The sequence below is a fragment of the Sphaerospermopsis sp. LEGE 08334 genome (assembly GCF_015207205.1).
GTDB lineage: Bacteria > Cyanobacteriota > Cyanobacteriia > Cyanobacteriales > Nostocaceae > Sphaerospermopsis.
In genome coordinates this window covers 1-26,472 of sequence record NZ_JADEXH010000059.1, presented here as the reverse complement: position 1 = coordinate 26,472, position 26,472 = coordinate 1, and the positions used below count along the sequence as shown (strand labels likewise).

23 protein-coding genes are annotated in these 26,472 nt (G+C 38.6%); 8 read left to right on the top strand and 15 right to left on the bottom strand.

Annotated features, from left to right (window positions below; genetic code table 11):
• Positions 1-514 precede the first annotated feature (514 nt).
• The 8 genes from secA to surE all read right to left on the bottom strand — a co-directional run bounded on the left by secA (position 515) and on the right by surE (position 10,922).
• Entirely contained in the window at positions 515-3,301 is a 2,787-nt protein-coding gene (gene secA / locus IQ237_RS23480) for a preprotein translocase subunit SecA (protein WP_194059495.1), read from the bottom strand.
• Positions 3,302-3,591: 290 nt separating this feature from the next.
• The gene (locus tag IQ237_RS23475; RefSeq protein WP_375539918.1) at positions 3,592-4,122 is read right to left on the bottom strand and encodes a cytochrome C; all 531 of its coding nucleotides are present in this window, start codon (positions 4,120-4,122) and stop codon (positions 3,592-3,594) included.
• A 100-nt stretch (positions 4,123-4,222) separates the two neighbouring features.
• Positions 4,223-4,813 carry a hypothetical protein gene (locus tag IQ237_RS23470; protein ID WP_194059491.1) on the bottom strand — a complete coding sequence of 197 codons (591 nt, stop codon included), beginning with the start codon at positions 4,811-4,813 and terminating at the stop codon, positions 4,223-4,225.
• Positions 4,810-6,285, bottom strand: coding sequence for an AAA family ATPase (locus IQ237_RS23465; protein ID WP_194059489.1), 1,476 nt, complete (start codon positions 6,283-6,285; stop codon positions 4,810-4,812). The genes IQ237_RS23470 and IQ237_RS23465 overlap by 4 nt, the downstream gene beginning before the upstream one ends.
• 101 nt (positions 6,286-6,386) lie before the next feature.
• Positions 6,387-7,295, bottom strand: a complete 909-nt coding sequence (locus tag IQ237_RS23460; RefSeq protein ID WP_194059487.1) for a MoxR family ATPase — start codon at positions 7,293-7,295, stop codon at positions 6,387-6,389.
• 194 nt (positions 7,296-7,489) lie between these two features.
• Positions 7,490-8,575, bottom strand: a complete 1,086-nt coding sequence (locus tag IQ237_RS23455) for a bifunctional riboflavin kinase/FAD synthetase (RefSeq protein WP_228020674.1) — start codon at positions 8,573-8,575, stop codon at positions 7,490-7,492.
• A gap of 343 nt (positions 8,576-8,918) precedes the next feature.
• A complete protein-coding gene (locus IQ237_RS23450; protein ID WP_194059483.1) occupies positions 8,919-9,809 on the bottom strand; it encodes an MBL fold metallo-hydrolase in 891 nt (296 codons plus the stop codon).
• A gap of 315 nt (positions 9,810-10,124) precedes the next feature.
• Positions 10,125-10,922: a 5'/3'-nucleotidase SurE gene (gene surE / locus IQ237_RS23445; RefSeq protein WP_194059482.1), complete on the bottom strand. Its 798-nt coding sequence runs from the start codon at positions 10,920-10,922 to the stop codon at positions 10,125-10,127.
• Between the two features lie 487 nt (positions 10,923-11,409).
• Between surE and pheS the strand changes: the two genes are divergently transcribed.
• The 4 genes from pheS (at position 11,410) to IQ237_RS23425 (ending at position 13,321) form a co-directional block, all read left to right on the top strand.
• A complete protein-coding gene (pheS, locus tag IQ237_RS23440; RefSeq protein WP_194059481.1) occupies positions 11,410-12,402 on the top strand; it encodes a phenylalanine--tRNA ligase subunit alpha in 993 nt (330 codons plus the stop codon).
• Positions 12,403-12,456: 54 nt separating this feature from the next.
• On the top strand, positions 12,457-12,624 hold the full coding sequence (locus IQ237_RS23435) for a hypothetical protein (RefSeq protein ID WP_194059480.1): 168 nt from the start codon (positions 12,457-12,459) through the stop codon (positions 12,622-12,624).
• Between the two features lie 99 nt (positions 12,625-12,723).
• The gene (locus tag IQ237_RS23430) at positions 12,724-12,966 is read left to right on the top strand and encodes a hypothetical protein (RefSeq protein WP_194059479.1); all 243 of its coding nucleotides are present in this window, start codon (positions 12,724-12,726) and stop codon (positions 12,964-12,966) included.
• Positions 12,956-13,321 (top strand): type II toxin-antitoxin system RelE/ParE family toxin, encoded by a 366-nt coding sequence (locus IQ237_RS23425; RefSeq protein ID WP_194059478.1) that lies wholly within the window; start codon positions 12,956-12,958, stop codon positions 13,319-13,321. Before IQ237_RS23430 ends, IQ237_RS23425 begins: the two co-directional genes overlap by 11 nt.
• Before the next feature lie 9 nt (positions 13,322-13,330).
• On the opposite strand, the gene IQ237_RS23420 is transcribed toward IQ237_RS23425, so the two are convergent.
• The 5 genes from IQ237_RS23420 to IQ237_RS23400 form a co-directional block, all read right to left on the bottom strand.
• Positions 13,331-14,776: an ATP-dependent DNA helicase RecQ gene (locus tag IQ237_RS23420; RefSeq protein WP_194059477.1), complete on the bottom strand. Its 1,446-nt coding sequence runs from the start codon at positions 14,774-14,776 to the stop codon at positions 13,331-13,333.
• The gene (locus tag IQ237_RS23415) at positions 14,773-15,483 is read right to left on the bottom strand and encodes an HNH endonuclease (protein WP_194059475.1); all 711 of its coding nucleotides are present in this window, start codon (positions 15,481-15,483) and stop codon (positions 14,773-14,775) included. The genes IQ237_RS23420 and IQ237_RS23415 overlap by 4 nt, the downstream gene beginning before the upstream one ends.
• Before the next feature lie 5 nt (positions 15,484-15,488).
• On the bottom strand, positions 15,489-16,775 hold the full coding sequence (locus tag IQ237_RS23410; protein ID WP_194059473.1) for an AAA family ATPase: 1,287 nt from the start codon (positions 16,773-16,775) through the stop codon (positions 15,489-15,491).
• 174 nt (positions 16,776-16,949) lie between these two features.
• Positions 16,950-18,542 (bottom strand): 2-isopropylmalate synthase, encoded by a 1,593-nt coding sequence (locus IQ237_RS23405; protein ID WP_194059471.1) that lies wholly within the window; start codon positions 18,540-18,542, stop codon positions 16,950-16,952.
• Between the two features lie 269 nt (positions 18,543-18,811).
• Complete coding sequence (locus tag IQ237_RS23400) at positions 18,812-19,333, bottom strand: NYN domain-containing protein (protein WP_096572205.1); 522 nt, start codon at positions 19,331-19,333, stop codon at positions 18,812-18,814.
• An 838-nt stretch (positions 19,334-20,171) separates the two neighbouring features.
• Between IQ237_RS23400 and IQ237_RS23395 the strand changes: the two genes are divergently transcribed.
• Entirely contained in the window at positions 20,172-20,930 is a 759-nt protein-coding gene (locus IQ237_RS23395; RefSeq protein ID WP_194059469.1) for a hypothetical protein, read from the top strand.
• 129 nt (positions 20,931-21,059) lie between these two features.
• Here IQ237_RS23395 and IQ237_RS23390 read toward each other — a convergent pair whose 3' ends face one another.
• On the bottom strand, positions 21,060-22,193 hold the full coding sequence (locus IQ237_RS23390) for a quinone-dependent dihydroorotate dehydrogenase (RefSeq protein ID WP_194059467.1): 1,134 nt from the start codon (positions 22,191-22,193) through the stop codon (positions 21,060-21,062).
• A 547-nt stretch (positions 22,194-22,740) separates the two neighbouring features.
• Between IQ237_RS23390 and IQ237_RS23385 the strand changes: the two genes are divergently transcribed.
• Both IQ237_RS23385 and IQ237_RS23380 read left to right on the top strand, forming a co-directional pair.
• Positions 22,741-22,902, top strand: a complete 162-nt coding sequence (locus tag IQ237_RS23385) for a DUF2256 domain-containing protein (RefSeq protein ID WP_096572208.1) — start codon at positions 22,741-22,743, stop codon at positions 22,900-22,902.
• A 62-nt stretch (positions 22,903-22,964) separates the two neighbouring features.
• A complete protein-coding gene (locus IQ237_RS23380) occupies positions 22,965-23,918 on the top strand; it encodes an isoaspartyl peptidase/L-asparaginase (protein ID WP_194059465.1) in 954 nt (317 codons plus the stop codon).
• 199 nt (positions 23,919-24,117) lie between these two features.
• Here IQ237_RS23380 and queC read toward each other — a convergent pair whose 3' ends face one another.
• Positions 24,118-24,792 carry a 7-cyano-7-deazaguanine synthase QueC gene (gene queC / locus IQ237_RS23375; RefSeq protein ID WP_194059463.1) on the bottom strand — a complete coding sequence of 225 codons (675 nt, stop codon included), beginning with the start codon at positions 24,790-24,792 and terminating at the stop codon, positions 24,118-24,120.
• A gap of 555 nt (positions 24,793-25,347) precedes the next feature.
• On the opposite strand from queC, the gene IQ237_RS23370 reads away from it, so the two are divergent.
• The gene (locus IQ237_RS23370; protein ID WP_194059497.1) at positions 25,348-26,427 is read left to right on the top strand and encodes a Gfo/Idh/MocA family protein; all 1,080 of its coding nucleotides are present in this window, start codon (positions 25,348-25,350) and stop codon (positions 26,425-26,427) included.
• Positions 26,428-26,472: the final 45 nt, after the last annotated feature.

Below are 26,472 nucleotides of genomic sequence, written 5' to 3'. Positions count from 1 at the left end.
CCCTAATAACCGTTGTGATTCTTCAGGATTGTTATGAATGTACTCAACTATGTTGCTCATAATCTCAGGGTAGGTACACGATTTTATCCTGTTATACCATAATTTGATTCTTTTTCGGATATGTCTAAAGTATTTAATCAGTTTGTCTAACATAACTTTTCCCTTCGTTATGAGATGATTCATGAGCAAATACTACTCATTTAAAATGAACTAACATAATTAGGGTATAGTATCACCCATACTTTAGCATAATCTAGTTTCATAAAACTAGCATTCTGAATGATTTTACACAAAAACTCCTCTCTCCCTCTTCTTCCTCCTCTTCCTTAGTGTCCTTCGCTTCTTCGTGGTTCATTCCTCCTAAAACAAAAGACGCAGAAAACGCCTCTCTGCGCCTCTGCGTGACGGACACTTTGCACAAGTCAAGCCAGCCGCTTGCGGGGGTTCCCCCCGTTGTGCGGACTGGCGTGGGAGACCCGCCCATGCAAGTGTCCTCCTCTGCGTGAAAAAACTCTTAAACCATCTCCGAAGTCTGCACCGTAGGTTGTGCTTGAGGCTGGAACATAAACAGCGAATAAACCACATCACGGCGGATATTCACCATCATATCCAAGAACAACTCATAACCCTCACTCTTATACTCAATCAGAGGATCTTTCTGACCATAACCACGCAAACCAACCGACTCCCGCAAAGCATCCATTTGTTGCAAATGTTCTCTCCACAAAGTATCTATGCGTTGGAGAATAAAAAACCGTTCCGCTTGACGCATCAAACCCGGTTGAATCTGATCTATTTGCGCTTCCTTAATATCATAAGCTATCCGCGCTTGTTCATGGAGGAAAGCCTTAATTTCTGGTACTCCCATATCCTCCAACTGACTAGCTTGCATATCAGACAACAGGTAAACAAACTCCTTCACCTTATCCACCAACTTCTCTAATTCCCATTCTTCCGAAGGTAAATCAGGGTTAATGTAATAATCAACGATGTCATCCATCGTTTTTTCAGCGTATTTAATCACCTGTTCCTTCAGGTCTTGACCTTCCAACACCCGCCGACGTTCCGCATAAATAGCACGACGTTGGTTATTCATGACCTCGTCATACTCAAACACCTGTTTACGGATGTCATAGTAATAGGTTTCCACCTTTTTCTGTGCGCCTTCCAAACTGCGAGTTAACATACCCGACTCAATAGGCATATCTTCTTCCACTTGGAAAGCATTCATCAACCCAGCAACGCGATCGCCCCCAAAGATCCTTAACAAGTTATCCTCTAAACTGAGGAAAAATCTGGTTGTTCCAGGGTCGCCTTGTCTGCCCGCCCGTCCGCGCAACTGGTTATCAATCCGTCGTGATTCATGACGTTCAGTACCAATAACGTGCAAACCGCCACGGTTCACCACATCATCATGTTCACTACCAGTAAACTCTTCATACTCATGCTTAATGCGCTGGTAAGAATCCCGCAATTTTTGAATTACAGGATCATCTGTAGGTGCTTTTTCTGCGGCAACAGCGATCTTTTCTTCCGCTTCCAACTCCGGTAAACTTCTTTCACCGTAAGCTTTTACTGCCACGTCTACCGCTTCTTTTAAGAGTTGTTCTGTTTCCTTTGATATCTGAGTGGGGAAAATTTCCGGGGAAGCACGCCAAGTTTTCACCTTCTTACCAGGCACAAAACCCTGTCCTCCACCATGACCGGTAGGAAGTCCAGAAGCCCGTTGAATGCTAAACTCATCATCTTCAGGGGCCACGATCCGGGGCATAAAATATTCCCGTAACTTCAACCGCGCCATATATTCCGAGTTACCACCCAGAATGATATCTGTACCCCGTCCTGCCATATTGGTGGCGATAGTTACAGCCCCTCTGCGTCCGGCTTGGGCGACAATTTCCGCTTCCCGTTCCACGTTTTCTGGTCTAGCGTTCAGTAACTCATGGGGAATTTCTATTTCCTTCAGCAAACGGCTAAGAAGTTCGGATTTTTCTACACTGGTCGTACCCACTAACACAGGTCTACCTTGTTCGTGCATTTCCGCACATTCTTTAGCGATCGCCCGCCATTTACCCATTTCCGTTTTAAACACCATATCCGATAAATCTTGGCGTTTTCTCACCCGGTTGGTGGGTATAATTGTTACTTCCAACTTATAAATCTTTTCAAATTCCACCTCTTCCGTCTTCGCTGTTCCTGTCATTCCCCCCAACTTGGGATACAGCAAAAACAGGTTTTGATAAGTGATAGTTGCCAAAGTTTGGGTTTCTGGTTGAATGTCTACCCGTTCCTTCGCTTCAATAGCTTGGTGCAGTCCATCACTCCAACGTCTTCCCGGTAATACCCGACCGGTAAATTCATCAACGATCACCACTTCCCCATTACGGACAATATAATTCACGTCCTTGAGGAATAATTCTTTAGCCTTAATCGCATTAAAAACAAAATGCGCCCAAGGATTTTCAGGATCAAACAAATCTGTTACATTTAAAAGGTTTTCCGCTTCCGCAAAACCTTCATCCGTTAACAGAACGTTACGCGCCTTCTCATCAACTTCGTAATGTTCATCTTTTTTGAGTGTAAAAGCAATTTCCGCCGCTTGCAAATACTTTTCTGTCGGTCTTTCCACCTGTCCAGAAATAATTAGCGGTGTCCGTGCTTCATCAATCAGAATCGAATCTACTTCATCAATAACACAATAATTAAAGGGACGCTGTACCACCTCCGCCATAGAAGTGGCCATATTATCCCGCAGGTAGTCAAAACCGATTTCACTGTTAGTTACATAAGTAATATCACAGTCATAGTTTTTCTTCCGTTCTGTGGGACTCATGCTGGCTTGAATTAGCCCTACACTTAAACCCAAGAAGCGGTGAACCTGTCCCATCCATTCAGCGTCCCGACGTGCCAGGTAATCGTTCACTGTAATAACGTGAACACCTTTACCCGTGAGGGCATTTAAATAACTCGGTAAGGTAGCCACCAAGGTTTTACCTTCACCGGTTTTCATTTCCGCTATTTGCCCAGTATGCAGAATTGCCCCACCGAGTAACTGTACATCAAAATGTCGTAATCCTAACACCCGTCGAGCAGATTCACGAACAACCGCAAAAGCCTCTGGCAGAATATCATCAAGGCTTTCACCCTTAGATATACGTTGTCTAAACTCAGTAGTTTTACTTTTTAATTCATCATCAGAGAGTGCTTTAATTTCTTCCTCTAAGAGATTAATTTCTGTAATGTAAGGCTGGTATTTTTTTAGTTTACGAGCGTTGGGATCGCCCAACAATAGTTTTAGCATGGCAGTTTATGGAAATAGATCAAGGGGAATGAAAATTAAAGGTTTAGCTAAAAGCTATATAATTATAGACGCTTAACTCAACCCAACCGTTTTGGTGGTGGATGGGTAGAAAATGAGAATTAACTCAAAACCGAAATGAAAATTTACCAATCACCCGATTTTGTGATTGGTTTTAACTCATATCTTATAGTTAAACTTCTTTCATAGTATCATTTTGCCACCAGAAGAGGCAGGGGAGCAGGGAGCAGGGAGCAGGGGGAGAAAATTTTTTCCAATCACCAATTACTAATTTATTTTTCCCACTCTGGTGTCAGTTTACGGAAATTATACTCATTTGCACCAAGATGGCAACTAACACAAGTACCCATTGTTACAGGATTTGGTAATTCTACATCAGGATGCAAGGCTTTAAAATAACGGGATCTATTCAGACGATAGGGTGTGTTTTCATCTTCCAGCTTGACACGGGAGAAGGTAGAAACATATTTCCACACTAAAGTGCGTTGTATTCCAGTTAAGGGCGTAATTGTAGCGCCGTAATGCTCAGAGTCTTCCAGGATGTGTTTCCAGGTTTGGGTAGGAAATACCTCTGGTGGTAAAGCTAGATGACAGGTTGAACAGTTTTCTATATATAATTCTTTTCCTAACTTATATTGTGCCGGTACTAAGTCAACTGTACCAATTTCTGGGGGGTTTGCTGCTTGGGTGCTGGTGGCTAAACCTAGTATAAATCCTATGGCGACACTCCAAGCGAAAATAATCAGCATGACTATCAGCAGTTGACGCTTGAGTTTTTTGTGGGATGATTTAGGTTTAAGCATACTAGGCATAAATAGAATTATGGTAAGGTCAATATTTTGGTTTTTGTATACACCTGATATCTAGACAGATTTTATATCAATTTGTTGCCTGAATTACTATTTAATTACAGGTTTTATTATTGCTTTCAAAAAGTGGAATACCATAATCTTCTAAAAAATCCTGTGCTAATGCTTGCCAACTGGCATTTAATCTAGGGTAAAATTCAGGAGTACAAACATAAGCTTCTAAATTTAAACCTGCATAATTCCTTTCTAGTTTATCATCAAATAAATCTATAGTATTTTTTAATTGTCTAATCGCATCTACTCTATTTTTGTTTACTTTTCTCAAACTGGTTGCATTCAATTTAAACTCTACAAAACAGAAATCACTTTCATCAAAAAATACAAAATCACAACGAGAATCACCAAATCCTAAAAGTCCCTGTTTACCATCAATAGGAATAAAAGCAACTCCCGTAGCATTAATGATATTAAATAATTTGCTGCTATCAAAACCATTAATTATAGTTTCCACACCATTGATTTTTAGAATAAATGTATTATCATCGAAATCAATACTGATGATAATAAAAGATTGTCCTTTATAGTCTATAACAGAAAACTCTGCTCTCAATTCTATTTGTAGAATATAAGGAAACTTAGGAAACGCATTTGATAGCAATTCTTTAATATCGTCAAATTTGTTCATCTTCTTTTAAAAGTTCTAGCGTGGATACTGTATAAAGTCTGAAAATCACTACCCAAAATTTCGGAAACAGTATCCAGATAATTTTGTTGAATAGTACCTTTTTCAGCATTAAAAATAGATTCACAATAATGAGTTGTTTCAGAAACAGATTGATTACCTAATGAATAAGCAGAAAAATCTTGAGCTTTTAACCAAGAGTCTTTAGGGATAATTTCTGCAACTTCCAATGCTGCGGAGGGATTTTTTTCAACTACTCTATTCGCAAATAGAAGATTATTAAAAACGGTGAGGATATAAGGACTATGGGTAGTAATGATGAGTTGATTATCTTCATCATGATTAACCATTACAGATAACAACTCAATCAGTTGTTTTTGTGCAATAGGGAATAAATGGGCTTCTGGCTCTTCTATGATTCTTAATACTTTTACATCATCAAGGATGTTCAGGAAAATATCTTGTAATATTCTTATCACTTCTTGTTGTCCTGATGAAGCATTAGAAAGATAGACATATTCCTCTGTTTCCTGGTTAAATACAATTTTTTCTCCTCTGTTATCAATACAGTATTCACCTTTCATTATTTGCTTTATTTTATATGTAATTAGACGTAGTTTTTCGATTTTAATATTATCTTTTTCGTAACTTTCAATTAGTTCTCTGAAATTTACAAATTTTTTAAATATTTTTTTTATTTTTATAATCTTTTCGATAAATTTTAACATTAATATTTCATCTATTGTTTGTTCCTTACTTTGCCAAGATGCGATTCTATTGTCTTCTAAACTACTCTGAATATTAGCAAATAAATATTTTTCAAATAATTCTGAATAACTTACTGTTGCATTTCTACCAGCAATAATAAATAAGGAATTTATTTGATTACTTTCAAATAATCCATTTAATAAATCAGATATTCTCTGAGCATATATAATTTTATTTTGCTCATAAGCTAATTGGTCATAAATATCATTAGATAATTTTTCTTGAATCTCTGTGTAGGTTAAATTTTTATCTTCAAACAATTTGATCATATGATTTACAACACTTGAAAAATTCTCATTCAAGAAACCATCGCTGAATTGAGAATTTAATTTTTTATCATGATTATTAAAACTTAATTGTAAGTATTTATTTTTTTCTACGTTATAATAAAAAATTATTTCAAAATTTGGCAAATGAGATATTGATCCAAAAAAATCATAAAATCTTTTTTCAATAGTAGATATGAAATAATTCATAAAAAAATAGTCTTCAGGAAATACAATATCAGGTACTTTTTTAAATAAATCCCTGTCTGTATACTTATAAATTTGAACAAACAAATCATCTCTTAATGATTTAAAAAAGTAAATTAATTTGGCGATAGTGCTTTTACCACTCGCTTGCTCACCAATCAAAACCAAGATTTTCTTAACTTCAATCTCTGCATATTCAATAGCACCAAAGTTTCTGATAGTAATTTTCTGCATAATTATAAACTATCTTTTTATCCAATAAATTTATTATAGTTGTAACAGGTGCAAGATGTAACTATAAAAAAACAAACTTTTACATCTGTCACCTGTCACCTTTAAGGAATTGCCACAGATCGCAATATCCGATCAACTACAGTTTTCGCATTCCTCCCACCTCTAGGAATCAAACGATGACTTAAAACATAAGGTGCTAAAAACTTCACATCATCGGGTATTGCATATTCTCTACCTAAAATAAAAGCTAATGCTTGAGCAGCTTTTTGTAATGCCACCGTACCACGAGGACTAGATCCAAGAGTAATTTCCTCATCCTGTCGGGTTGTTCGTACTAATTCTAAAATATATTGTTGTAAAGAAGTTTCGACTTTTACCTGTGAACAAAGTTGACGTAACTGTGCTACTTCTTCCAAAGTAATACAAGTTTGTAAATCACTCAGTTGTACACCTTCCTGAAGATTTTGCAACATTTGTAATTCTTCTGTTTCCGAAGGATAACCCAAACTCAAAGACAACATAAACCGATCCATTTGTGCTTCTGGTAAGGGAAATGTTCCTTGATATTCCACAGGGTTTTGAGTAGCAATCACAAAAAACGGTTGCGGAACAGCACGGGATACACCATCAACTGTCACCTGATGTTCTTCCATCACTTCCAGCAAAGCTGACTGGGTGCGGGGAGTAGCGCGGTTAATTTCATCTGCTAATAAGACATTAGCAAATACAGGACCCGGCATAAAAGAAAATTCGCCGCTTTTGGGATTCCAAATATTTGTACCTGTGATGTCTGTGGGCAGTAAATCGGGTGTACATTGTAATCTTTGAAATTTACCATCTACAGAACGCGCTAAAGATTTCGCCAGCAAGGTTTTACCAACACCAGGTACATCTTCTAACAAAGCATGACCACCACCTAGCAAAGCAACTAAAACTAAACGTACAGCTTCATTTTTACCGACAATGGTACGAGCCAGATTTTGGGTTAAAGCGTCAATTTTTTCTCTCATTCTCTTTAGGTAATTGGTAATGGGTAATTGGTAATTGGTAATGGGTAATTGGTAATGGGTAATTGGTAATTGGTAATGGGTAATTTAATTAATTGGTAATAAATTTTTTATTCTTCCCAATCACCAATCACCAGTCACCAATCACCAATCACCAATCACCAATATATACATTGTTCCCCAGTTATCATCCAAATTCAGTATGTCCTATTTAAAAATTCTTTGGCTATGGTGCAGTCAAGTTGAATTTGGGTTTTCAAAGCTTCTAGATCAGCAAATTTTTGTTCTGGGCGTAAAAATTTTACTAACTCAACTACTAATGTTTGATCGTATAAATCACTAGACCAATCAAACAAATGTACTTCTACTGTTGAGTATGTACCGTTGACAGTGGGACGGTTGCCAATATTCATCACGCCTAATTTTACGCCTAATTTTTCCACAGGAGTGGTATCAGAGGTTTCACTGTGAATAAACACCCTTACAGCGTAAACTCCCAGACGGGGTAAAAATTTATCTTTTGGAAGTTGCAAGTTAGCAGTAGGAAAACCAATGGTTCTACCTAATTTTTGCCCTGTTACAACTTGACCAGTTAAACTGTAGGGTCTTCCCAGTAAGCGGGTTGCTCTAGTCATATCTCCTACTTCTAAACTTTGGCGAATTGAGGAAGTGCTAATACGACCATCTTCTGTGAAATCATTGGGGATATTATCAGTATTGTTGGGAAAATTTACTGTATCAGTTTGTATGGGAACTATAGTTACAGGTATATTGTACTGAGCAGCAATAATTTGCAAATCTTTGGCGTTACCCATGCGTTTTTTGCCAAAACAGAAATCTTCGCCAACACTGATTTTTTGACATTGCAGTTTTTGGACAAGGATTTTTTTGACAAAATCTTCTGGTGATAGAGCAGATAATTCTCTATCAAAGGGTAATAATACAAGTTGTTCTACACCTAGCGATCGCAGTTGTTCTACTTTTTCATCCAGTGGAGTTAACAAAGCGCGGGGTTGTCCGGTAAAAAACTCCTGGGGATGAGGATCAAAGGTAACAACCGTTGAATATGTATGGTTTGGGGATGATGGTACGGTTGATAATTGAGAGGGATGATCTGGTGAGTATTTTGGTAATTTATCCCCATTTCCCCGCCCATTTTCACTTACTGCTGAATGCAAAATTGGTTGAATTACTCTTTGATGACCAAGATGAACACCATCAAATTTACCAAGAGCAACAGCAGTTGGTGTTAGTAGCTGTTCGCCAGAAGCAGCAACCCACATAGAACACCCCCAAAAAAAACAACCAGCCTCAGACAAATTTAGCACTTGGATTCAGGGATTTTAGGTTTATTTTCGTTATCAGCGTTTGCCAACCTCTGCCTTTTAGACGTATTTGAGGCTTGGAGCAGGTGTAGGGTAAGGGGTGCAGGGTGCAAAATTAGCAGACCCATGACCTTGTTTACCAATTACAAATTAGTAATTATCCTAAAAAATTACCTTTTTTAACATTTTTGAATAAGTATCGTCTTGGGGAAGTTATATCTTGTCCAATGATGACGGTCATCATTTAAGAACTGTTCTCTCTCACACTTGTCAAGAGTCACCTATCACCTAAACGATTATTTTATGACTTACGTAAAGGTAATGATTTAGAGACAGCATCTAATACAGGAACATCCAGTATTAATCCCTCTCTGGCCATAATTGCACCAGGAAATTTCTCCGCTGCTTGTTTACCCACATGATCTAAAAAATCATCGTTGTGGGCAGGATCATGGTGATAAATGACCAATGTTTTCACGTTGGCTGCTTGGGCTATTTTCACCGCTTCTTGCCAAGTAGAATGTCCCCAACCAATTTTTGGTGATTTAGCTGAAGAGTATTCTTCATCAGTGTAGGTGGAATCGTAAATCAAAATATCGGCATTGCGTGATAGCCAGAGGACATTTTCATCTAATCTATCAGGAAAATGTTCTGTATCTGTGATGTAAACGGCTGCTCCACCACACCAGTTAACTCGATATCCTACGGCTTCACCTGGATGGTTTAAATGTGTCGTTTCTATGGTAATGTCCTCAATGTGAATTGGTTCACCTGCTTTAACAGTATAAAAATTCAAGTTGGCCTGCATAATCTGCAAGGGTACAGGGAAGTTGGGATGAAGCATTTGGTCATTGAGACGTTGCTCAATGGTTGAGCCATCGGGGGCGATCGCACCGTAGATATTAAATTTATTTCCTTTGATAAAAGCCGGAGTAAAGAATGGAAACCCCTGTAGATGATCCCAATGGGAGTGAGTCAAGAAGATATGACCCTCTACAGGCATTTGGGACAGTAAAGATTGTCCCAAAACGTGAACTCCTGTACCACAATCAAAAATCAAACGTTTACCGCCCACTTGCATGGCAACACAAGGGGTATTACCTCCATAACGGACGGTGTGTGGACCAGGACAGGGGATACTACCCCTAACGCCCCAAAACTGCACTGTAAATTGATTCTCTATCCTAGACATGGTTGTTGGTTGCTGGACTGAGCGGGCGATAAATCAAAAAAATGCTGCTTATTTTTCTAGTTTATAAGAAAATCGAGTGAGCCAAAACCACCGAGATAAAGTATCTCCACCAAGTTTGTTCTGACGGTTATTATGTGCAGTTTTGCGTAGATACAGAACGAAAAATTGACACCACTCCAACAGGTAAAACGGTTGGATTAGATGTTGGACTTAACAGCTTCTACACAGACTCTCAATGTAACTCCTCAATTTATAGTGTAAATTTTACGGTAATGGTTTTAATTTAGACTTGAGTCTTTGGAAATACAGAAAAATTTAAGTAAAGTTAAATTTCCATGTAGACAATTTATGCAGTCCATTGGCATAAGTCAGATTGTATTGCAAAGGAGTAATACTAATGAAATTTTTACGGATAACTTCTACATCTATGGGAATGTGTGGGGGTAAATTTAACCCTGGTGGTGGTTCGACATCTTCTAAAACTTCTCCAGTTAACCAGTAATAAGTTTTGCCACGGGGGTCAACTCGCTTATCGAAAACGTCAACATAGCGACGCACTCCTTGACGAGTCAGAGTGACACCAGCTATTTCTTCCCAAGAGATTGGGGGAATGTTGACGTTAAGTAACATTAAATCTGGTAAGGGTTCTACTGCCAGATGGTCTACTAGCAGTTTGGCAAATTTGGCAGCTGGCTGAAAGTCTTTGTGTGTATGACTGGTGAGACTCAAAGCAATACTAGGAACGCCCTCAATCATACCTTCCATTGCTGCCGAAACAGTTCCAGAGTAAAGAATTTCTGTTCCTAAATTCGCACCTTGGTTAATTCCCGATAATACCAAATCTGGGGGGGAATCGAGTAACGCCCACAATGCCAATTTTACACAATCGGAAGGTGTACCGTCACAAGCCCAAGCATTAATAGCCGGATGAAACAGGGCTTCAACCATTTCAGCGCGAATTGGTTGATGTAAGGTTAATCCGTGTCCAGTTGCCGATCGCTCTCGATCTGGACAAACTACACTCACTTGATGGCCTGCTTCGGCTAGGGTGTTGGCTAAGGTGCGAATACCTAAAGCGGAAATTCCATCGTCGTTGCTTATTAGTAATTTCATCTGTTATTGGTCATTGGTGATTGGGGAAGAGGTGATTGATGATTGATGATTGGTAATTAATAATTAGTTCATTGTCTGTTGTCAGTGTTTTTGGTAACAACTGCAAAAAAACTTTTCTCATACTGGATAGCTTCTAAACTGTAAACAGAGGAAAGTTTCACCTTGTGGCATTGACTGGTTTATGGCACATTGCTAAGGTTAATTGTCCTTTGTCAGTTGTTGGTTGTTTGTATTTTGCCACTAACTACTGACTACTGACCACTGACCGAAAAATTTTAGATTTGGGATTTTAGATCGTGGATTGGGAATTTTCGGGATAAACTCCGCCTTTTCAGGGCAGAATTCATCCAAAATACTCTCTGCGCTGCCTACGCTTCGCTAACGCCAATCTAAAATCCTCAAACTCCACATTTTAGGGTGGAGTAAATCCAAAATCCAAAATCGTAAATCTAAAATTGATTGACCCCTGACTCATAATTAATCACGAATGACTAGCAATTTAGAGGAACAACTTTTAGTATTACGGCAGGAAGGAGAAACAGCGATCGCCTCTGCTGATACCCTGGAACGCCTGGAAGAACTGCGTGTTAACTATTTGGGCAAAAAAGGTCAACTGGGGGCGCTGTTACGCAGCATGGGACAAATGAGTGCGGAGGAACGTCCTAAAATTGGAGCGATCGCCAATACAGTTAAGGAAGCTTTACAAAAAAGTCTTGACCAGCAACGCACCGCTTTAGAAACTGCCCAAATTCAAGCACAGCTAGAGGCGGAAACTTTAGATGTGACTATGCCCGGTATTTACCGTCCCCAAGGTCGCATTCATCCCCTCAATGGTATCATTGACCAAGCTCTAGATATCTTTGTCGGTATGGGTTACACCGTCGCCCAAGGGTCAGAGATGGAAACAGATTACTACAATTTTGAAGCCCTCAACACCCCTCCTGACCACCCAGCCCGTGATATGCAGGATACTTTCTATTTGCCAGATGGAAATTTACTGCGGACTCACACTTCTTCGGTGCAAATTCGCTACATGGAAAAAGAAGAACCACCATTTAAAATTGTTGCCCCTGGTCGAGTTTACCGCAGAGACGATGTAGACGCTACCCACTCGGCTGTTTTCCATCAAATTGAACTTTTAGCAGTTGATGAAGGTTTAACTTTTACAGATTTGAAAGGCACGGTAAAGATATTTTTACAAGCGATGTTTGGTGATTTACCTATTCGTTTCCGCGCCAGTTATTTTCCTTTTACCGAACCTTCTGCGGAAGTTGATTTACAGTGGAATGGGCGCTGGTTAGAAGTCATGGGTTGCGGAATGGTTGACCCCAATGTATTAAAATCTGTGGGTTATGATCCAGAGATTTATAGTGGTTTTGCTGCTGGTTTTGGTGTAGAACGTTTTGCAATGGTTTTACATCAAATTGATGATATTCGCCGTTTATATAATAGCGATTTGCGCTTTTTAAGGCAGTTTTAATGTAGGGGCGGGGTTTCCCCGTCCTTGGTAATTCTAAATAGACTGGGAAAACTGATGGATAAAGACAAGATTTTCTTTAAACAACGTATAGTGATCGCACTTTCAGCATGGATGACTAAAGATTATCTCGAAGAAAAAGCAAAACGCAGCAGTTGGGATAAATTTCAGCAAGTTTTAAATAAAGTCCCTGATGTAGAACCAGAGGATTATGATAAGTTGTAATAGTTAATCCCTAAACATTTAACAAAAACTGCCAACGAGAGTTCATTGATATATAAAATCTGTTATAATTTACAACAACTATCAATAAGAGAAAGAAAGATGATAGCGCAAGAAATAATGGCAATAGTTGATGAAAACGGTCAACTTTCCTTAGATACACCATTGACACTTCACAAGCACAGCCGTGTAAAAGTAATTGTATTATTTGTCGAAGATGAAATAGACGAAGATGATGAATCAAAAGAATCTATATTAGAGGATCTTAAAACTTCACTCCAACAAGCAAAGATGGGCAAAATTAGACCAGTTTCAGAACTATGGGATGGAATTGATGACGAGTGAAACTTCAACTGTTTTAGTTAATTTTACCGATGATTTTCAGCGGCGACTGCGAAACTTATTTAAAAAATACCGTAAAATACGCGCTGATATCCAGCCAGTAATTGAACAATTGCAAGCAGGTAATTTTGTAGGTGATCAAATTACCGGAACAGGATATACAGTGTTTAAGGTGCGAGTCCGCAACAGTGATATCGAAAAAGGTAAAAGTAGCGGTTATCGGCTTATTTATCAGATTGAATCACCTACAAATATAATTCTACTCTTAATCTATTCTAAACTTGAACAGACAGATGTTACAGCAGAGGAAATTAGGTCAGTTATAGAAGAGTTTCAAAAAGAAGATCATAAAACTTGATATAAAACTCTATTTCCGACAATTATCACAATGTCCACAACGCCAATTTTCCGCTTCTTTCCCAAACCCAAAAGCATCTAACAAAAATTGCCAACGACATTTTTTACTATACAAATATTCACTCATTTGTTTAGCAGCTTGTAATTGCATTTGTGGTTGTTTTCCCGACTTTGCAGAAATCGCATAATGAAAAGGATCAAGCCATTGCAGTTGTCCGCTACTATGAAGTAAAGAAAGCGCCGTTGCACCATCAGGAAATTGTTTAATTACAGATGTTACTTCTCCTTGTTTTGGTAACTTTTTCGCTAACTGTTGGGCTTTTTGTTGTTGTTTCAACATTTGTTGTTCAAAAAACTGCTGTCTTTGTTTATCTTCAGCATCTAAAAAACCCGTTGGTTCACTAATTAAAGTTAACGCTTCCGCTGGTTTTCCATCTCTTCCCGCACGTCCAATTTCCTGCACATATTCTGATAATAAATGTGGTGCGTGAAAGTGAATCACCCAACGGACATCTGGCTTATTTATCCCCATGCCAAAAGCACAAGTACAAACAACGAAGGGCATTTTTCCATTTAACCAACTTGCTTCTACTGCGCGTCTTTGTGTTGCACCTAAACCCGCATGATAACAAGCAGTATTATAACCTATTTCTGTTAACCATGCTGCTAATTCTTCGCTATCTTTGCGAGTTCTCACATAAATCAAACCTGCTTGATTTTGATGATTTTGAATAAATTTTAATAATTGTTGTTTTCTGCCTTTTGGTGTCCAAGCAATTTTCACACTAGGATGTAAATTAGCACGATAAGGATTGAGTTTATAACTATCAGGTTTTTGTAACTGTAAAACATCAGCAATTATCTTTTGTGCGGAAGGATCAGCAGTAGCAGTAAAAGCTGCTATACTAATTTTTGTACCTGGTGGTTTTGATTTTAATAAAGCTGGACGTACAGCACCTAAACGTCGATAAGCTGGACGAAATGTATCACCCCATTGTACTAAACAATGAGCTTCATCTAATATCAAACCATTAATTTGTAATTGGGGATGAGATAATCTTTCCCACACAGGAGAACTTAATAAAGTTTCTGGTGATAAATATAATAATCTTAATTGTTGTTTTTCTAAAGCTTGCAAAGTTGCCCGACGTTGATATGTAGGTAGTTCACTATGTAAAAGTGCAGCTTTTTGATTTCGTTGTTTGAGTTCTTCCACTTGGTTTTCCATCAATGCAACCAAGGGAGAAATTACTAAAGTTAACCCTGTTTTTAAGAGTGCAGGAAGTTGAAAACAAATGGATTTTCCCCCTCCTGTGGGCATAATAATTAATGCGTCTTTTTGGGATAATAAACTTTTGACAATTTCTCCCTGTGGTGGACGAAAATTATCATAACCCCAGATTTGTTTTAATGCGGTGCGGATTTCTGTTAATGATGTGTTATTGGGATGATTCATACTCTTCCTTTGGGACGATGAATAGCCTTACCTTGGTGATCAAAACAATCTCCAGAAGTTCCCGGAAATGCAGCAATGAAGCGTTGTAGCATATCATGATCATCTTTAAATACAGTCATCCAAACAGAGAAAAAACCTATTCCTTGAGCAGTACGAACTATTTGTTTTCTCATTTCAAGAGTATCATTTTTTTGTAAGTCAGAAAATGCTTCTTGAGCTATTCCTACAGCTACAAGTCTTTCTTTCCAAAGCCAATCAGCTGAGTTAGGTTTATGTTTAGGATGTCCAGGTTTTCGATCTAAACCAACTAAATCTAAAGTATTTTGTGCTATTGTTTTTTCTGGATCAGAAAGTAAGGAATTTACTTCTATATCTGCGCTTAAAGGATGATATTCAAAAATTCGGAATGTATTATCTACATCAGCCCAATAAAAGTTTTTTCTCCTGATAAGAGAACGTCCTTTTATATCATTACAAACTCTACAAGAAATCAAAAAATTATGCCAAATATTTTGTAGTCTTGGATAATGCTGTTTTGGTAAAATATGCTCCACATCACGAACATTTGTTACCGGTTTTTCGCAATAGCAGCAATAATGACCTATTCTTTCGACAATGCTTTGTTTAGCATCTTGATATTTACTAAAAGAAACTTTTTGATTCGTTTTTGAATTAATTGGTATACTACCTCTTTGCACTGGACGCATTGTGATTATTCTCCTAATTTTGCTAAACGCTTCATTTTCAAAAAAGCATGATAGGCAACATCATCACTATATGGTTCTATTAATTCATCCAGTTCTGATTTTAACTTTTCCAATTCTTCAGGAGATGAATTATTAGCATTTTCTAACATCTTATAATATCTTTCTGCTGTTTCCATCATCTGTTGATATCGCTCATTTCTATTGACATTATCAACAAGCATCACATTTTTTGTGATGTGTTCCATATACTTGTTTTCATATTCTGCTGCTGGTAGTAAATCAGGGTTATTCAGATCAATCAGTTCTCCCTCTTTTAAAGATTGAATAATTAATGGTGAATGAGTGGTAGCAAAAAATTGAATGTTGGGAAATGTTCTTTTTAAATCTTTTACTACTCGACGTTGCCATTTTGGATGAAGGTGTAAATCAATTTCATCAATTAAAACAATACCGGGTGTCAGTTTAGCAGCTTCGCTACCAAGTTGAGGATTTAAAACTGCTGCTCGATAGGCAATATCAGCAACCATAGTTAATATTGTCCGAAATCCATCACTTAACATTCTTAACGGCAATTCGGTTTTGTTATCAAAAGTTACCATCAGTTGATCTTCAAGAATATCATATTTTACTTCGTGACAATTTTCTATACAGCTAATAATTGCAGTTTTCACTGTATCTAATAAATTAATTACTTGTCCCCTTTGCAGAGAGGCTATTTCCATTGTTTTCAGCCATTCTAATAATGCTCTTAGGTTAGATACTGGATTCAAACAATCAATATACCCTTGTAGTCTAGACCCAGGTTTAATAGTTTTTATATCATTCTCTGTTGAAGGCATCCATAAACGATTAGTTCCATAATAAGCAATCAAAGGTAAAATAATATCCTCTCCTTTAGTAACTTGCTCAACAAGTTGTTTAACAATGTATTCAGCATTGTTTGGAGAAAATTTTAGTTCATTATCACTTAACATTTGGATATGCCAGGATGATTCATAATTATTAATCATTCCTTGACAAGAAACTTTAAAAGGAAATTGACGTTCAAATGTTGGTATTTCACCCTTGTAATATTTAATATGGCGAATATCATCTTGATCAATTTGATAATCTCGCGTCGGAATTTCTGGTACAAATAAAAGTAGAATACTTGCACCAGTAGATAGTGCCTTGAGAATAGCCGTCTTTCCTGTAGCATTATCACCAATAAAAACGTTAAAATGATCTGAAAAATCAAAAACTTTATGCTCAAAGCATCGAAAATTTTGAAGTTCAAGTTGTCGAATTTTCATGTTAGTCTTCCCAAATCCAGTGCGGGAAATTAATAAAATTAACAAACGCTGCAAATAAAAACTGGTATTGCTTATTTTAAACTCGCAGAATTTTTATAAGATGTTATGTATTGGAATTTTAAATTTCTAGTTGTGGGTCAAATGACGAATTACCGCATCTAACCCACTCTACCACTAAGCTGTCACTTCTTCCTTCACGGTTTGCTGTAATGCAGCATACAATCTATTCAGTGCATTTACATAAGCCTGAGCCGATGCCACAATTATATCTGTACTGGCTGCATGACCTGAAAATACACGGGATTCATAACGTAACCGAATCGTTACCTCTCCCAGAGCATCAATTCCCCCTGTAACTGATTGTACAGAAAATTCAATCAAATCATTAGGTACATTCACTACCCGATTGATAGCTTTATAAACTGCATCAACTGGACCAGTACCGATCGCCGCATCGGTTAATTCTTGTCCGTCGGGTGTCCGCAGGGTGACAGTTGCGGTGGGTTTGGCGTTGCTACCACAGGAAACTTGCACCAATTCGATTTTAAATAAATCTGGTGCTTGTTTAATTTCGTCGTTAACGATCGCCTCTAAATCCCAATCAGAAATTTCTTTCTTTTTGTCCGCTACTTCTTTAAACCGAATAAAGGCTTTATTCAGGTCATTCTCTGACAACTCAAAGCCCAATTCTTTTAAACGAGTACGGAACGCATTTCTACCTGAGTGTTTACCCAATACTATTTGATTATCTGTTAACCCAATCAATTGGGCATCCATAATCTCATAAGTGAGTTTATTTTTCAACACTCCATCTTGATGAATCCCAGACTCGTGTGCGAAAGCATTAGCACCGACAATAGCTTTATTCGGTTGTACCAGCATTCCTGTCAAGCTGGAAACTAAGCGGGAGGTTTTATAAATTTGCTTGGTGTCAATATTAGTTAATGAATCTTCACAATCAGCAGGTCTACCAAAGAAAGAGTTAAAATATTGCCGTCTGACGTGCAACGCCATCACCAATTCTTCTAAAGCCGCATTTCCCGCCCGTTCCCCAATACCATTGATAGTACATTCTAGCTGTCGTGCGCCATTTTTCACAGCTTCCAGGAAGTTGGCAACAGCTAAACCCAAATCATTATGGCCGTGGACGGAAATAATCGCTTGGTCGATGTTGGGGACGTTTTCTTTGATACCTTTGATGATAGCGCCAAATTCGCTGGGGGTAGTGTAACCTACAGTGTCAGGAATGTTAACAGTTGTTGCACCAGCAGCGATCGCCCTTTCCAAAACTTGATACAAAAATTCTGGATCGGATCTACCAGCATCTTCAGGGGAAAATTCTACATCATCGGTGAAGCTTTTAGCATAAGCTACCATTTCCTCAGCGATCGCAATTACTTCTGGTCTGGTTTTCTTCAGCTTATACTGCAAGTGAATATCAGAAGTAGCAATAAATGTATGAATCCTCCCCTTAGCTGCTGGTTTGATCGCTTCCGCTGCGGCTTTGATGTCATCGTGTCTAGCTCTAGCTAAACTACATATCACAGGACCATCTTCCAAGCCCACAGTCTGGGCGATTTTGCTCACTGCTTCAAAATCACCCGGACTCGCAAAGGCAAAACCAGCTTCAATTACATCTACACCTAAACGGGCTAATTGTTTGGCAATAATTAGCTTTTCGTCTATGTTTAAGGTCGCTCCTGGACACTGTTCTCCATCTCGCAGTGTCGTATCAAAGATGATAATTCTGTCTGCTTGACTGCTCATTGGTTTTGGGTTTTGGTTGGTTGAGTTGTGACTGTGGGCTTAAAATACCTTGAACTTTATTAAAAAGAATAAAGGAGTCAGAATAGAGAATTTAGAATAAATTATATACGACTAGCTTATTTATAAGTGGGTTGAAGATACCTAGCAAATCTATGATTTGGTAGTTCTAACTTTTGGTGATGCTTCGCCTCAATAATTTCTTCTCACTCTTGGTTACGGACTCCTTCTTCAGTTTTTAACTTTTGCTTTGTAAATAATTATTAATTTTACTAAGCTTCGGTCTTTTCTATTTGGTCTCTAATATCGTTCAAGTCTATATATCTATCCGTAGCATTACGCAATTCTCTAGCTATCATTCCTTCTGTTGATACCACTGTAATATGCGTATTTTTGGAACGTAGTAGCTCGATCGCTCTTTCAAAATCTCCATCTCCACTGAATAAAACTACTCGGTCGTACTGGTCAACGGTATTGAACATATCAACAACAATTTCAATATCTAAATTAGCTTTTTGTGAATAACGGCCAGAGACATCATCATAATATTCTTTGAGAATTTTAGTCCGTACTGTATATCCCAAACTAATGAGTGCATCTCGAAAGCCACGTTGGTCTTGTGGGTCTTTTAAGCCGGTGTACCAAAAAGCATTGATTAATGTTGTCTCAGGTTGTTCATTCTTAAAATATTCTAACACTCGTCGCGGGTCAAAAAACCAGCCATTTTTTTGTTGAGCATAGAACATATTGTTTCCGTCTACGAAAATAGACAGACGATTCATTGGCAAAACCATAGAAATTTACACCTAAATAATAGATAAGAATGTAAGATTGAACAATAGATTATAGCAATTCTTAATTGACAAGCTCGCTAATATCTATAATGGTAGTTATCATGTATAGCTTTTATCTTACCTCTGGCAAAGCATAAAATTGCCTGAAACATTGCTCGCACATTAAATTTGAGTCCTGGGAACTGAACCTGTTTCACCTCCGATTCTTGCAAATACAGCCTGTAATCAAAATCTACCAATAAAAATGACCCAGTAATAGCATTTTGATCTGTATATCAGTCAAGTTTACTCCTAAAGAGGTATGGTATAGGGCTTTAGTTAGGATTTAGACAGATGTCCATTGATAGATTTTTTCATCAACATCAGGGTTTTTTACTGGTAACTATAAATGAGGACTTACGCAAAACAGAACGAAAGTAGGGGTAATTCATGAATTACCCCTACGCAAGAATCAGGTTTTTACTCCAATCATGCTTAAGTCCTATAAATATTACTTTTGATGGGAATTTAGTCAAACACCAGGCTAGACTGTATTTGTATAAGGCGTGCGTAGTGGCAAATGCACCAATGCCAGTTTGGTATTAATTTAATCATATTAGTAAAACGTAGTGTATGTATTTTCAGTTTTTAAGAGCCTGGAGAGAAAATTTTTGCATTTATCATCATTTTCCCCTTCTGCACTCTCATAAGTAACCTGTCAACTGTCACCTATTCCTTATTTCAGTAGCTTTTGCCAAATAATTTGCTGTTATTTTGCCAAGGGATACAAAAAATGTCCCAATTTTTGCCAAGATAATAAATAATATTATTTGCAAAAGTTCACTTGGCAAAAATCAGCATGAGTGAAAAAACCATAGAAAATTACGGGAAAAGTTTTCTCGTTCTCATTTTGCCGATATCGTTTTTGATTGTTTTCGTCGTCAATACTTGGAGGTTTTTGCTGATAGGCTTGTTGCTGCTGATGGTTTTCAACCTTTGGCATCAATACAGATGGGAAAAGTGGGGTGAGCAAGTTAACCCTCTTTTTTATCAGTTGATTCGGGAAAACCAGGGAAAGATCACACCTGTTGATTTAGCTCTCAAAGGCAATTTTTCTGGGAATCAGGCAAAACGCTACTTGGAGGGTAAAGCAAAGGAATTTGGCGCTAGTGTAGTGGACTCAGAAAGTGAGAGTCCTTCCTACTACTTTATAACTGCCAGTATTTTGGGTGACATATTTGATAGTAGTGAATCAGTGGAAAAACTTCCCCGTCGGCCTGTGACGAAAGAGGCGCGATCGCTCTTAGCTCCACCTCCTCCCATTCCACAGGAAGAAGAACAGCAAAAGCAAGAGCAGGAAGAATTACAACCAGAATTATTACCTGAAGCCACAGATGTAGCAACTCATCAGGAGGTACAAAAACCTCTCGAAGAACAGTTAGTTTTTGGTTCTCTGATTCAATCTGAACTAGCCAAGCGGTTGGGTGTTTATTCCAGTACAGTTTATAAACGCAGGAATGACCCAGATTTTCCTGAATGGAGTCGCAGCCGTGATCCAGATGGTATTGCTTGGTCTTATTCTCGTAAGTCTAGGGAGTTTTTCCCTTTGGAAAATTAGGTGATTGGTGATTGGTGATTGGTGATTGGTGATTGGGTAATAAATTTGATGTTTCCCAATCAACTACTAACTATCAACTATCAACTATCAACTATCAACTATCATCAATTACCTATTACCTATTACCTATCACCTATTCCCTATTCCCACTGCTTCACTGATGGAATTTAAGCCGTTTTCTTCTAGTTTGGTTAACAAACCGGCAAGAGTGCGGCGCACCATCATTGGTCCTTCATAAATCCAACCTGTATAAACTTGGATGAGACTAGCACCTGCTGTAATTTTTTCCCAAGCATCCTCAGCTGTGAAAATGCCACCAACGCCAATGATGGGTATCTGTCCTTGGGTTTTTTGATAAATAAACCGTATGACTTCCGTAGAACGTTGGCGTAATGGCGCTCCGCTAATGCCTCCGGCTTCTTCTTGAGGTGTTTTACCGGTTTTTTCAATGATTTGGGTTTTTAGTCCCTCACGGCTGATGGTGGTGTTGGTGGCAATTATTCCCGCTAGTTTATAGGTTTTGGCGAGATCAATAATGTCAGCGATCGCTTCCCATTCTAAATCCGGTGCTATCTTGACAAATAAGGGTTTTTGTGCAATGTTTTCTGTTTGCAGAACCTCCAAAATTTGACTGAGCATTGCTGCATCTTGGAGCGATCGCAATCCTGGTGTATTAGGAGAAGAAACATTAACCACAAAATAATCACCTAAATTTTTCAGCAAGCGAAAGCTTTCTAAATAATCTGCTGCTGCCGTTTCTAATGGTGTAATTTTAGATTTACCTAAATTTATGCCTAGGGGTATTGACCGAGATTTTTCCTGACTCAACATTGTTAATCTCGTTGTCATTGCCGCAGCACCAGCATTATTAAAACCCATACGGTTGAGGGCTGCTTGATCTAAAGTTAAGCGAAACAAACGCGGAGGAGGGTTGCCTGGTTGTGCATGATAAGTAACAGTACCCAACTCAGCAAAACCAAAACCAAAACTAGACCAAAAATTAGCACCTACTCCATCTTTATCAAATCCCGCAGCCAAACCTAATGGGTTAGGAAAATTTAACCCGAACAGATTTTGTTCTAGCCGTGTATCATAGAGGCACAAAGACTTTTGTAGCAGAGAGTTCAACCATCTAGCATACTGATGATAGCTTGTTTTTGACAGCAAGTTAAAACTACCAATTGCTTGTTGGTGTAACCACTCTGGATCTGCTTTTACCAGAGTAAATAAAAAAGGACGAATTACTGCTTTATAAATATCCAATCTGAGTTAATATCTACCAATTATTACAACAACTATGATTCAGATGCCAAATCCAGGATTAATCTGAATTTTTTTAAGAGGATGTTTTAAAAGTGGTATACCGTGATTTTCATCACATTGCTACCCCCCTTAATCCCCCCTTGTAAAAGGGGGAAACAATAAAAATCCAGTTCCCTCCCCTTTATAAGGGGAGGGTTAGGGAGGGGTAAAAATATTTGATACACCATGAGAGACTTTTCAAACAACCTCTAAGGCATCTTCAATAATATTAACCCAAGTTGCTAGTTAGGAATAGGAGTCAGGAGTCAGGAGTCAGAAGTCAGGAGAAAGAATGAATTATGATGGTGTTCCCTGCTTTTTTGCTATCTAATTATCCTTGTTACTTCGATTTGAGAGCCTTTCTTGCATAACTAGCAACTTACGTTAGTATACGGTGACAGGTGACATTAGAGACAGGAACTGAAGACCATTGACTGGGTAATTAATTTTATTTTTCCCAATCAACTATCAACTATGAAGTATTACCAGTCTAAAATCTAAAATCAACATGGGACGTACTCGTTCTAAATCTGACCTGCCTGAAAAAATTTGTCCAGTATGTCAACGTCCCTTCACTTGGCGAAAAAAATGGCAAGATTGTTGGGATGAAGTTAAATATTGCTCAGAACGTTGTCGTCGTCGCCGTTCTCAGGCTAAAGACGATAAATAATTGACAATTGACAATTGATAACTGATAACTGATAACTGTTAAAACTAGACAGAAACAAATAAATGAGTTTACAAGTACAACCTAAATTAATTATTCATGGTGGGGCTGGTAGTTCTCTCCAAGGAAAGGGAGGATTGGCATCTGTCAGGCGATCGCTGCATACTGTAATACAGGAAGTATACTCACTATTGATCACAGGCGCAACTGCTCCTGATGCTGTGGTCCGGGGTTGTCAAATGTTGGAAGATGACCCCCGCTTTAATGCAGGTACTGGTTCTGTATTACAATCTGATGGTCAAATCCGCATGAGTGCTTCTCTGATGGATGGTACATCAGGGCGGTTTAGTGGTGTAATTAATGTTGCACGGGTAAAAAACCCGATTGAAATGGCGCTATTTCTGCAAAATTCCCCAGATCGGGTATTGTCTGATTACGGTTCCTCTGAATTAGCACGAGAGTTACAAATTCCCAGCTATAATGCTTTAACTGATTTGCGTCTTAACGAGTGGATGCAAGAACGGGAAGATAACTTTAAAAGGACAATGGCTGGAGTTGTCGCCGAACCGGAAATGGCAGAAAGTTCTCATGCAGGACGGGGTACAATTGGTGTAGTCGCCTTAGATGGCTATGGTCAATTAGCCGCTGGTACTTCCACAGGTGGTAAAGGCTTTGAGCGCATTGGGCGAGTCAGTGATTCTGCCATGCCAGCAGGTAATTATGCTACTCAATATGCAGGAGTAAGTTGTACTGGTATTGGGGAAGATATCATTGATGAGTGTTTAGCCGCTAAAATTGTCATCCGGGTTAGTGATGGAATGTCTTTAAAAGAGGCGATGTTGCGCTCATTTACCGAAGCTAGTAAAAATGAACGGGATTTGGGTGCGATCGCTCTTGATGCTACTGGGGCAATATCCTATGGTAAAACCAGCGAAGTTTTACTGGCTGCCTATCATAACGGTGATACCATTGGCGATACATTAGAATGGAATGATGGCGAATTGATTGGTTATTGCTAAGTATTAAAGTAGCCATTCATTCATGAAACACGCAATACAAGAAGGTTTTACTCCTGACTCCTGACTCCTGTAAGGGCAAAGCATTCAGGTGATCAATTCTCGATGTTTCCCCAATAGACCTGTCCGAATGCTTCGCCCCTACTGACTCCTGCTATAGTGGTGGATTTAAATTCACTACTAACCTAGCTCCTGCCTTCTGCTACAGATAATCAACAGGATCTTTTAAACCCAACTGGGCAAAAGCAGCTAACCGCAACCGACAAGAATCACAAACCCCACAAGCTTGATCACCACCAGCATAACAAGACCAAGTTAACTCCCAAGGTACATCTAACTGATTACCAAGTTGGATAATTTCCGTTTTTTTCAAATTAATTAGCGGTGCAATAATATCAATAGGTTGTCCTTCCCGACCTTGTTTAGTTCCCAAACGGAACACTTCTTGCATCGCTTGGATATAATCAGGACGACAATCAGGATAACCAGAGTAATCTAAAACATTAACACCAATGTATACACGTTGTGCGCCGATAATCTCAGCATAACCCAAAGCAAAACTTAAAAAGATAGTATTCCGGGCGGGAACATAAGTGACAGGAATACTTTGTGACATTTCATCCAGGGAACGTGCTTGAGGGAGAGCGATCGCCTCATCCGTCAAAGCAGAACCACCCCATAAGCGTAAATCAAAATTAACTATCTGATGTTGAACAACCCCTACAGACTGCGCTACAAACATAGCTGATTGTAACTCTCTGCGGTGTCGCTGCTGGTAATCAAAAGAAATGGCGTAACATTCACAACCATCAGCCCTAGCTTGATAGAGAACCGTAGAAGAATCCAATCCGCCAGACAATAGAATTACAGCTTTCATCATGCAAAAAAATCTCAAAAAATCCCTAACATCAATCTCACCCAAAAGGTGAGACAATCAACAAAATGCAACAAACAAAAAATTAAATTCAAAATGCAAATCAAAATGCAAATCAAAATGCAAATCAAAATGCAAAAAACAATTTACAGTATCGTTGGCCAAATTTTTACAGACAACCTTGCAGCCAATTACAGTCACTGATAATTTTACGGAAATTAGAATGTCATAAATTTATCCAGCAGCCAAGGAAGTAGTTATCTGAGTTATTAATTACCTAACTGCCATCCTAAAGCTATCACGTAAGTATTTTTGAGATGGCCAGTCAATAAAAAAACACATATTCTTTTGTGTCAATTATAAACCATAGGAAAATTAATAACTAACGATCCAAAAGTTAGCAAGATAGTGGGAACTGAACATAAACTTTGAAATTCTTCATAAATAGAACCACTATGTTACCATCTGGATGGTTTTAGACGGATCACACTTGGCAGTTCAGTATAAATGCCAACGACCGTAGCGTTTTTAAATTTGGTGGTTGAGGAGAAAATAATAGTGCAAAATAGCATATCAGTGGCAGAACCAAATCTCTATTCACAGCGCAACCAGCCACGTGCAATCCGCATAGGCGTGATTGGGGTGGGTAACATGGGACAACATCACACCCGCATACTCAGTTCAATGAAAGATGTTGAACTGATAGGCGTTTCTGATATCAACGTTGAACGAGGCTTAGAAACTGCCAGCAAATACAAAGTCCGTTTTTTTGAAGATTACTGTGATCTGCTACCCCATGTAGATGCAGTGTGTATTGCTGTACCCACTCGCTTACATTATGCCGTAGGCATCAACTGTTTGTTAGCAGGAATTCATGTTTTGATTGAAAAGCCAATTGCTGCCAGTATTTCCGAAGCAGAATCACTCGTCAACGCCGCCGCTGAGTCTCAATGTATTTTGCAGGTAGGACACATTGAGCGTTTTAATCCAGCCTTTAGAGAACTGAGTCAAGTCCTGAAAACAGAGGAAGTCTTGGCCTTAGAAGCGCATCGGATGAGTCCTTATTCAGCCAGGGCGAATGATGTTTCAGTCGTGCTGGATTTAATGATCCATGACATTGACCTACTTTTAGAATTAGCTGGTTCACCCGTAGTCAAATTGACAGCGAATGGCACTCGTTCCCTAGACTCTGGTTATTTAGATTATGTGACTGCCACATTAGGCTTTGCCAATGGCATTGTCGCCACTCTCACTGCCAGTAAAGTCACTCACCGTAAAATTCGCCGCATCGTCGCCCATTGCAAAAATTCATTTACTGAAGCCGATTTCCTCAAAAATGAAATTTTGATTCATCGCCAAAATACCAATCCGCATAACGACCATCGGCAGGTTCTGTATAGGCAAGATGGTTTGATAGAAAAAGTCTATACTAGTAACGTTCAACCTTTAAGCGCAGAGTTAGAGCATTTTGTTAACTGTGTACATGGAGGTAATCAGCCTTCTGTGGGTGGTGAACAAGCCCTTAAAGCTCTGAGGTTAGCCAGTTTAATTGAGCAAATGGCTGTAGAAGAGCGGGATTGGAACCCATTAGAATGGGAATCCGGATCGATAGTACAATCATTAACGCCAACTGTCTAGAATAGGTGACTGGGGAATTGGGAATGGGGAATGGGGACTGGGGAC

Bases quoted from the DNA above. Each gene is read 5' to 3' on its own strand.
- IQ237_RS23455 (WP_228020674.1), bottom strand. From the start codon at position 8,575: ATGTGGGTTGCTGCTTCTGGCGAACAGCTACTAACACCAACTGCTGTT.
- IQ237_RS23465 (WP_194059489.1), bottom strand. From the start codon at position 6,285: ATGCAGAAAATTACTATCAGAAACTTTGGTGCTATTGAATATGCAGAG.
- IQ237_RS23425 (WP_194059478.1), top strand. From the start codon at position 12,956: ATGACGAGTGAAACTTCAACTGTTTTAGTTAATTTTACCGATGATTTT.
- IQ237_RS23460 (WP_194059487.1), bottom strand. From the start codon at position 7,295: ATGAGAGAAAAAATTGACGCTTTAACCCAAAATCTGGCTCGTACCATT.
- IQ237_RS23410 (WP_194059473.1), bottom strand. From the start codon at position 16,775: ATGAAAATTCGACAACTTGAACTTCAAAATTTTCGATGCTTTGAGCAT.
- queC (WP_194059463.1), bottom strand. From the start codon at position 24,792: ATGAAAGCTGTAATTCTATTGTCTGGCGGATTGGATTCTTCTACGGTT.
- IQ237_RS23400 (WP_096572205.1), bottom strand. From the start codon at position 19,333: ATGGTTTTGCCAATGAATCGTCTGTCTATTTTCGTAGACGGAAACAAT.
- IQ237_RS23470 (WP_194059491.1), bottom strand. From the start codon at position 4,813: ATGAACAAATTTGACGATATTAAAGAATTGCTATCAAATGCGTTTCCT.
- pheS (WP_194059481.1), top strand. From the start codon at position 11,410: ATGACTAGCAATTTAGAGGAACAACTTTTAGTATTACGGCAGGAAGGA.
- IQ237_RS23405 (WP_194059471.1), bottom strand. From the start codon at position 18,542: ATGAGCAGTCAAGCAGACAGAATTATCATCTTTGATACGACACTGCGA.
- IQ237_RS23420 (WP_194059477.1), bottom strand. From the start codon at position 14,776: ATGAATCATCCCAATAACACATCATTAACAGAAATCCGCACCGCATTA.
- secA (WP_194059495.1), bottom strand. From the start codon at position 3,301: ATGCTAAAACTATTGTTGGGCGATCCCAACGCTCGTAAACTAAAAAAA.
- surE (WP_194059482.1), bottom strand. From the start codon at position 10,922: ATGAAATTACTAATAAGCAACGACGATGGAATTTCCGCTTTAGGTATT.
- IQ237_RS23415 (WP_194059475.1), bottom strand. From the start codon at position 15,483: ATGCGTCCAGTGCAAAGAGGTAGTATACCAATTAATTCAAAAACGAAT.
- IQ237_RS23475 (WP_375539918.1), bottom strand. From the start codon at position 4,122: ATGCTTAAACCTAAATCATCCCACAAAAAACTCAAGCGTCAACTGCTG.
- IQ237_RS23435 (WP_194059480.1), top strand. From the start codon at position 12,457: ATGGATAAAGACAAGATTTTCTTTAAACAACGTATAGTGATCGCACTT.
- IQ237_RS23395 (WP_194059469.1), top strand. From the start codon at position 20,172: ATGAGTGAAAAAACCATAGAAAATTACGGGAAAAGTTTTCTCGTTCTC.
- IQ237_RS23380 (WP_194059465.1), top strand. From the start codon at position 22,965: ATGAGTTTACAAGTACAACCTAAATTAATTATTCATGGTGGGGCTGGT.
- IQ237_RS23450 (WP_194059483.1), bottom strand. From the start codon at position 9,809: ATGTCTAGGATAGAGAATCAATTTACAGTGCAGTTTTGGGGCGTTAGG.
- IQ237_RS23430 (WP_194059479.1), top strand. From the start codon at position 12,724: ATGATAGCGCAAGAAATAATGGCAATAGTTGATGAAAACGGTCAACTT.
- IQ237_RS23385 (WP_096572208.1), top strand. From the start codon at position 22,741: ATGGGACGTACTCGTTCTAAATCTGACCTGCCTGAAAAAATTTGTCCA.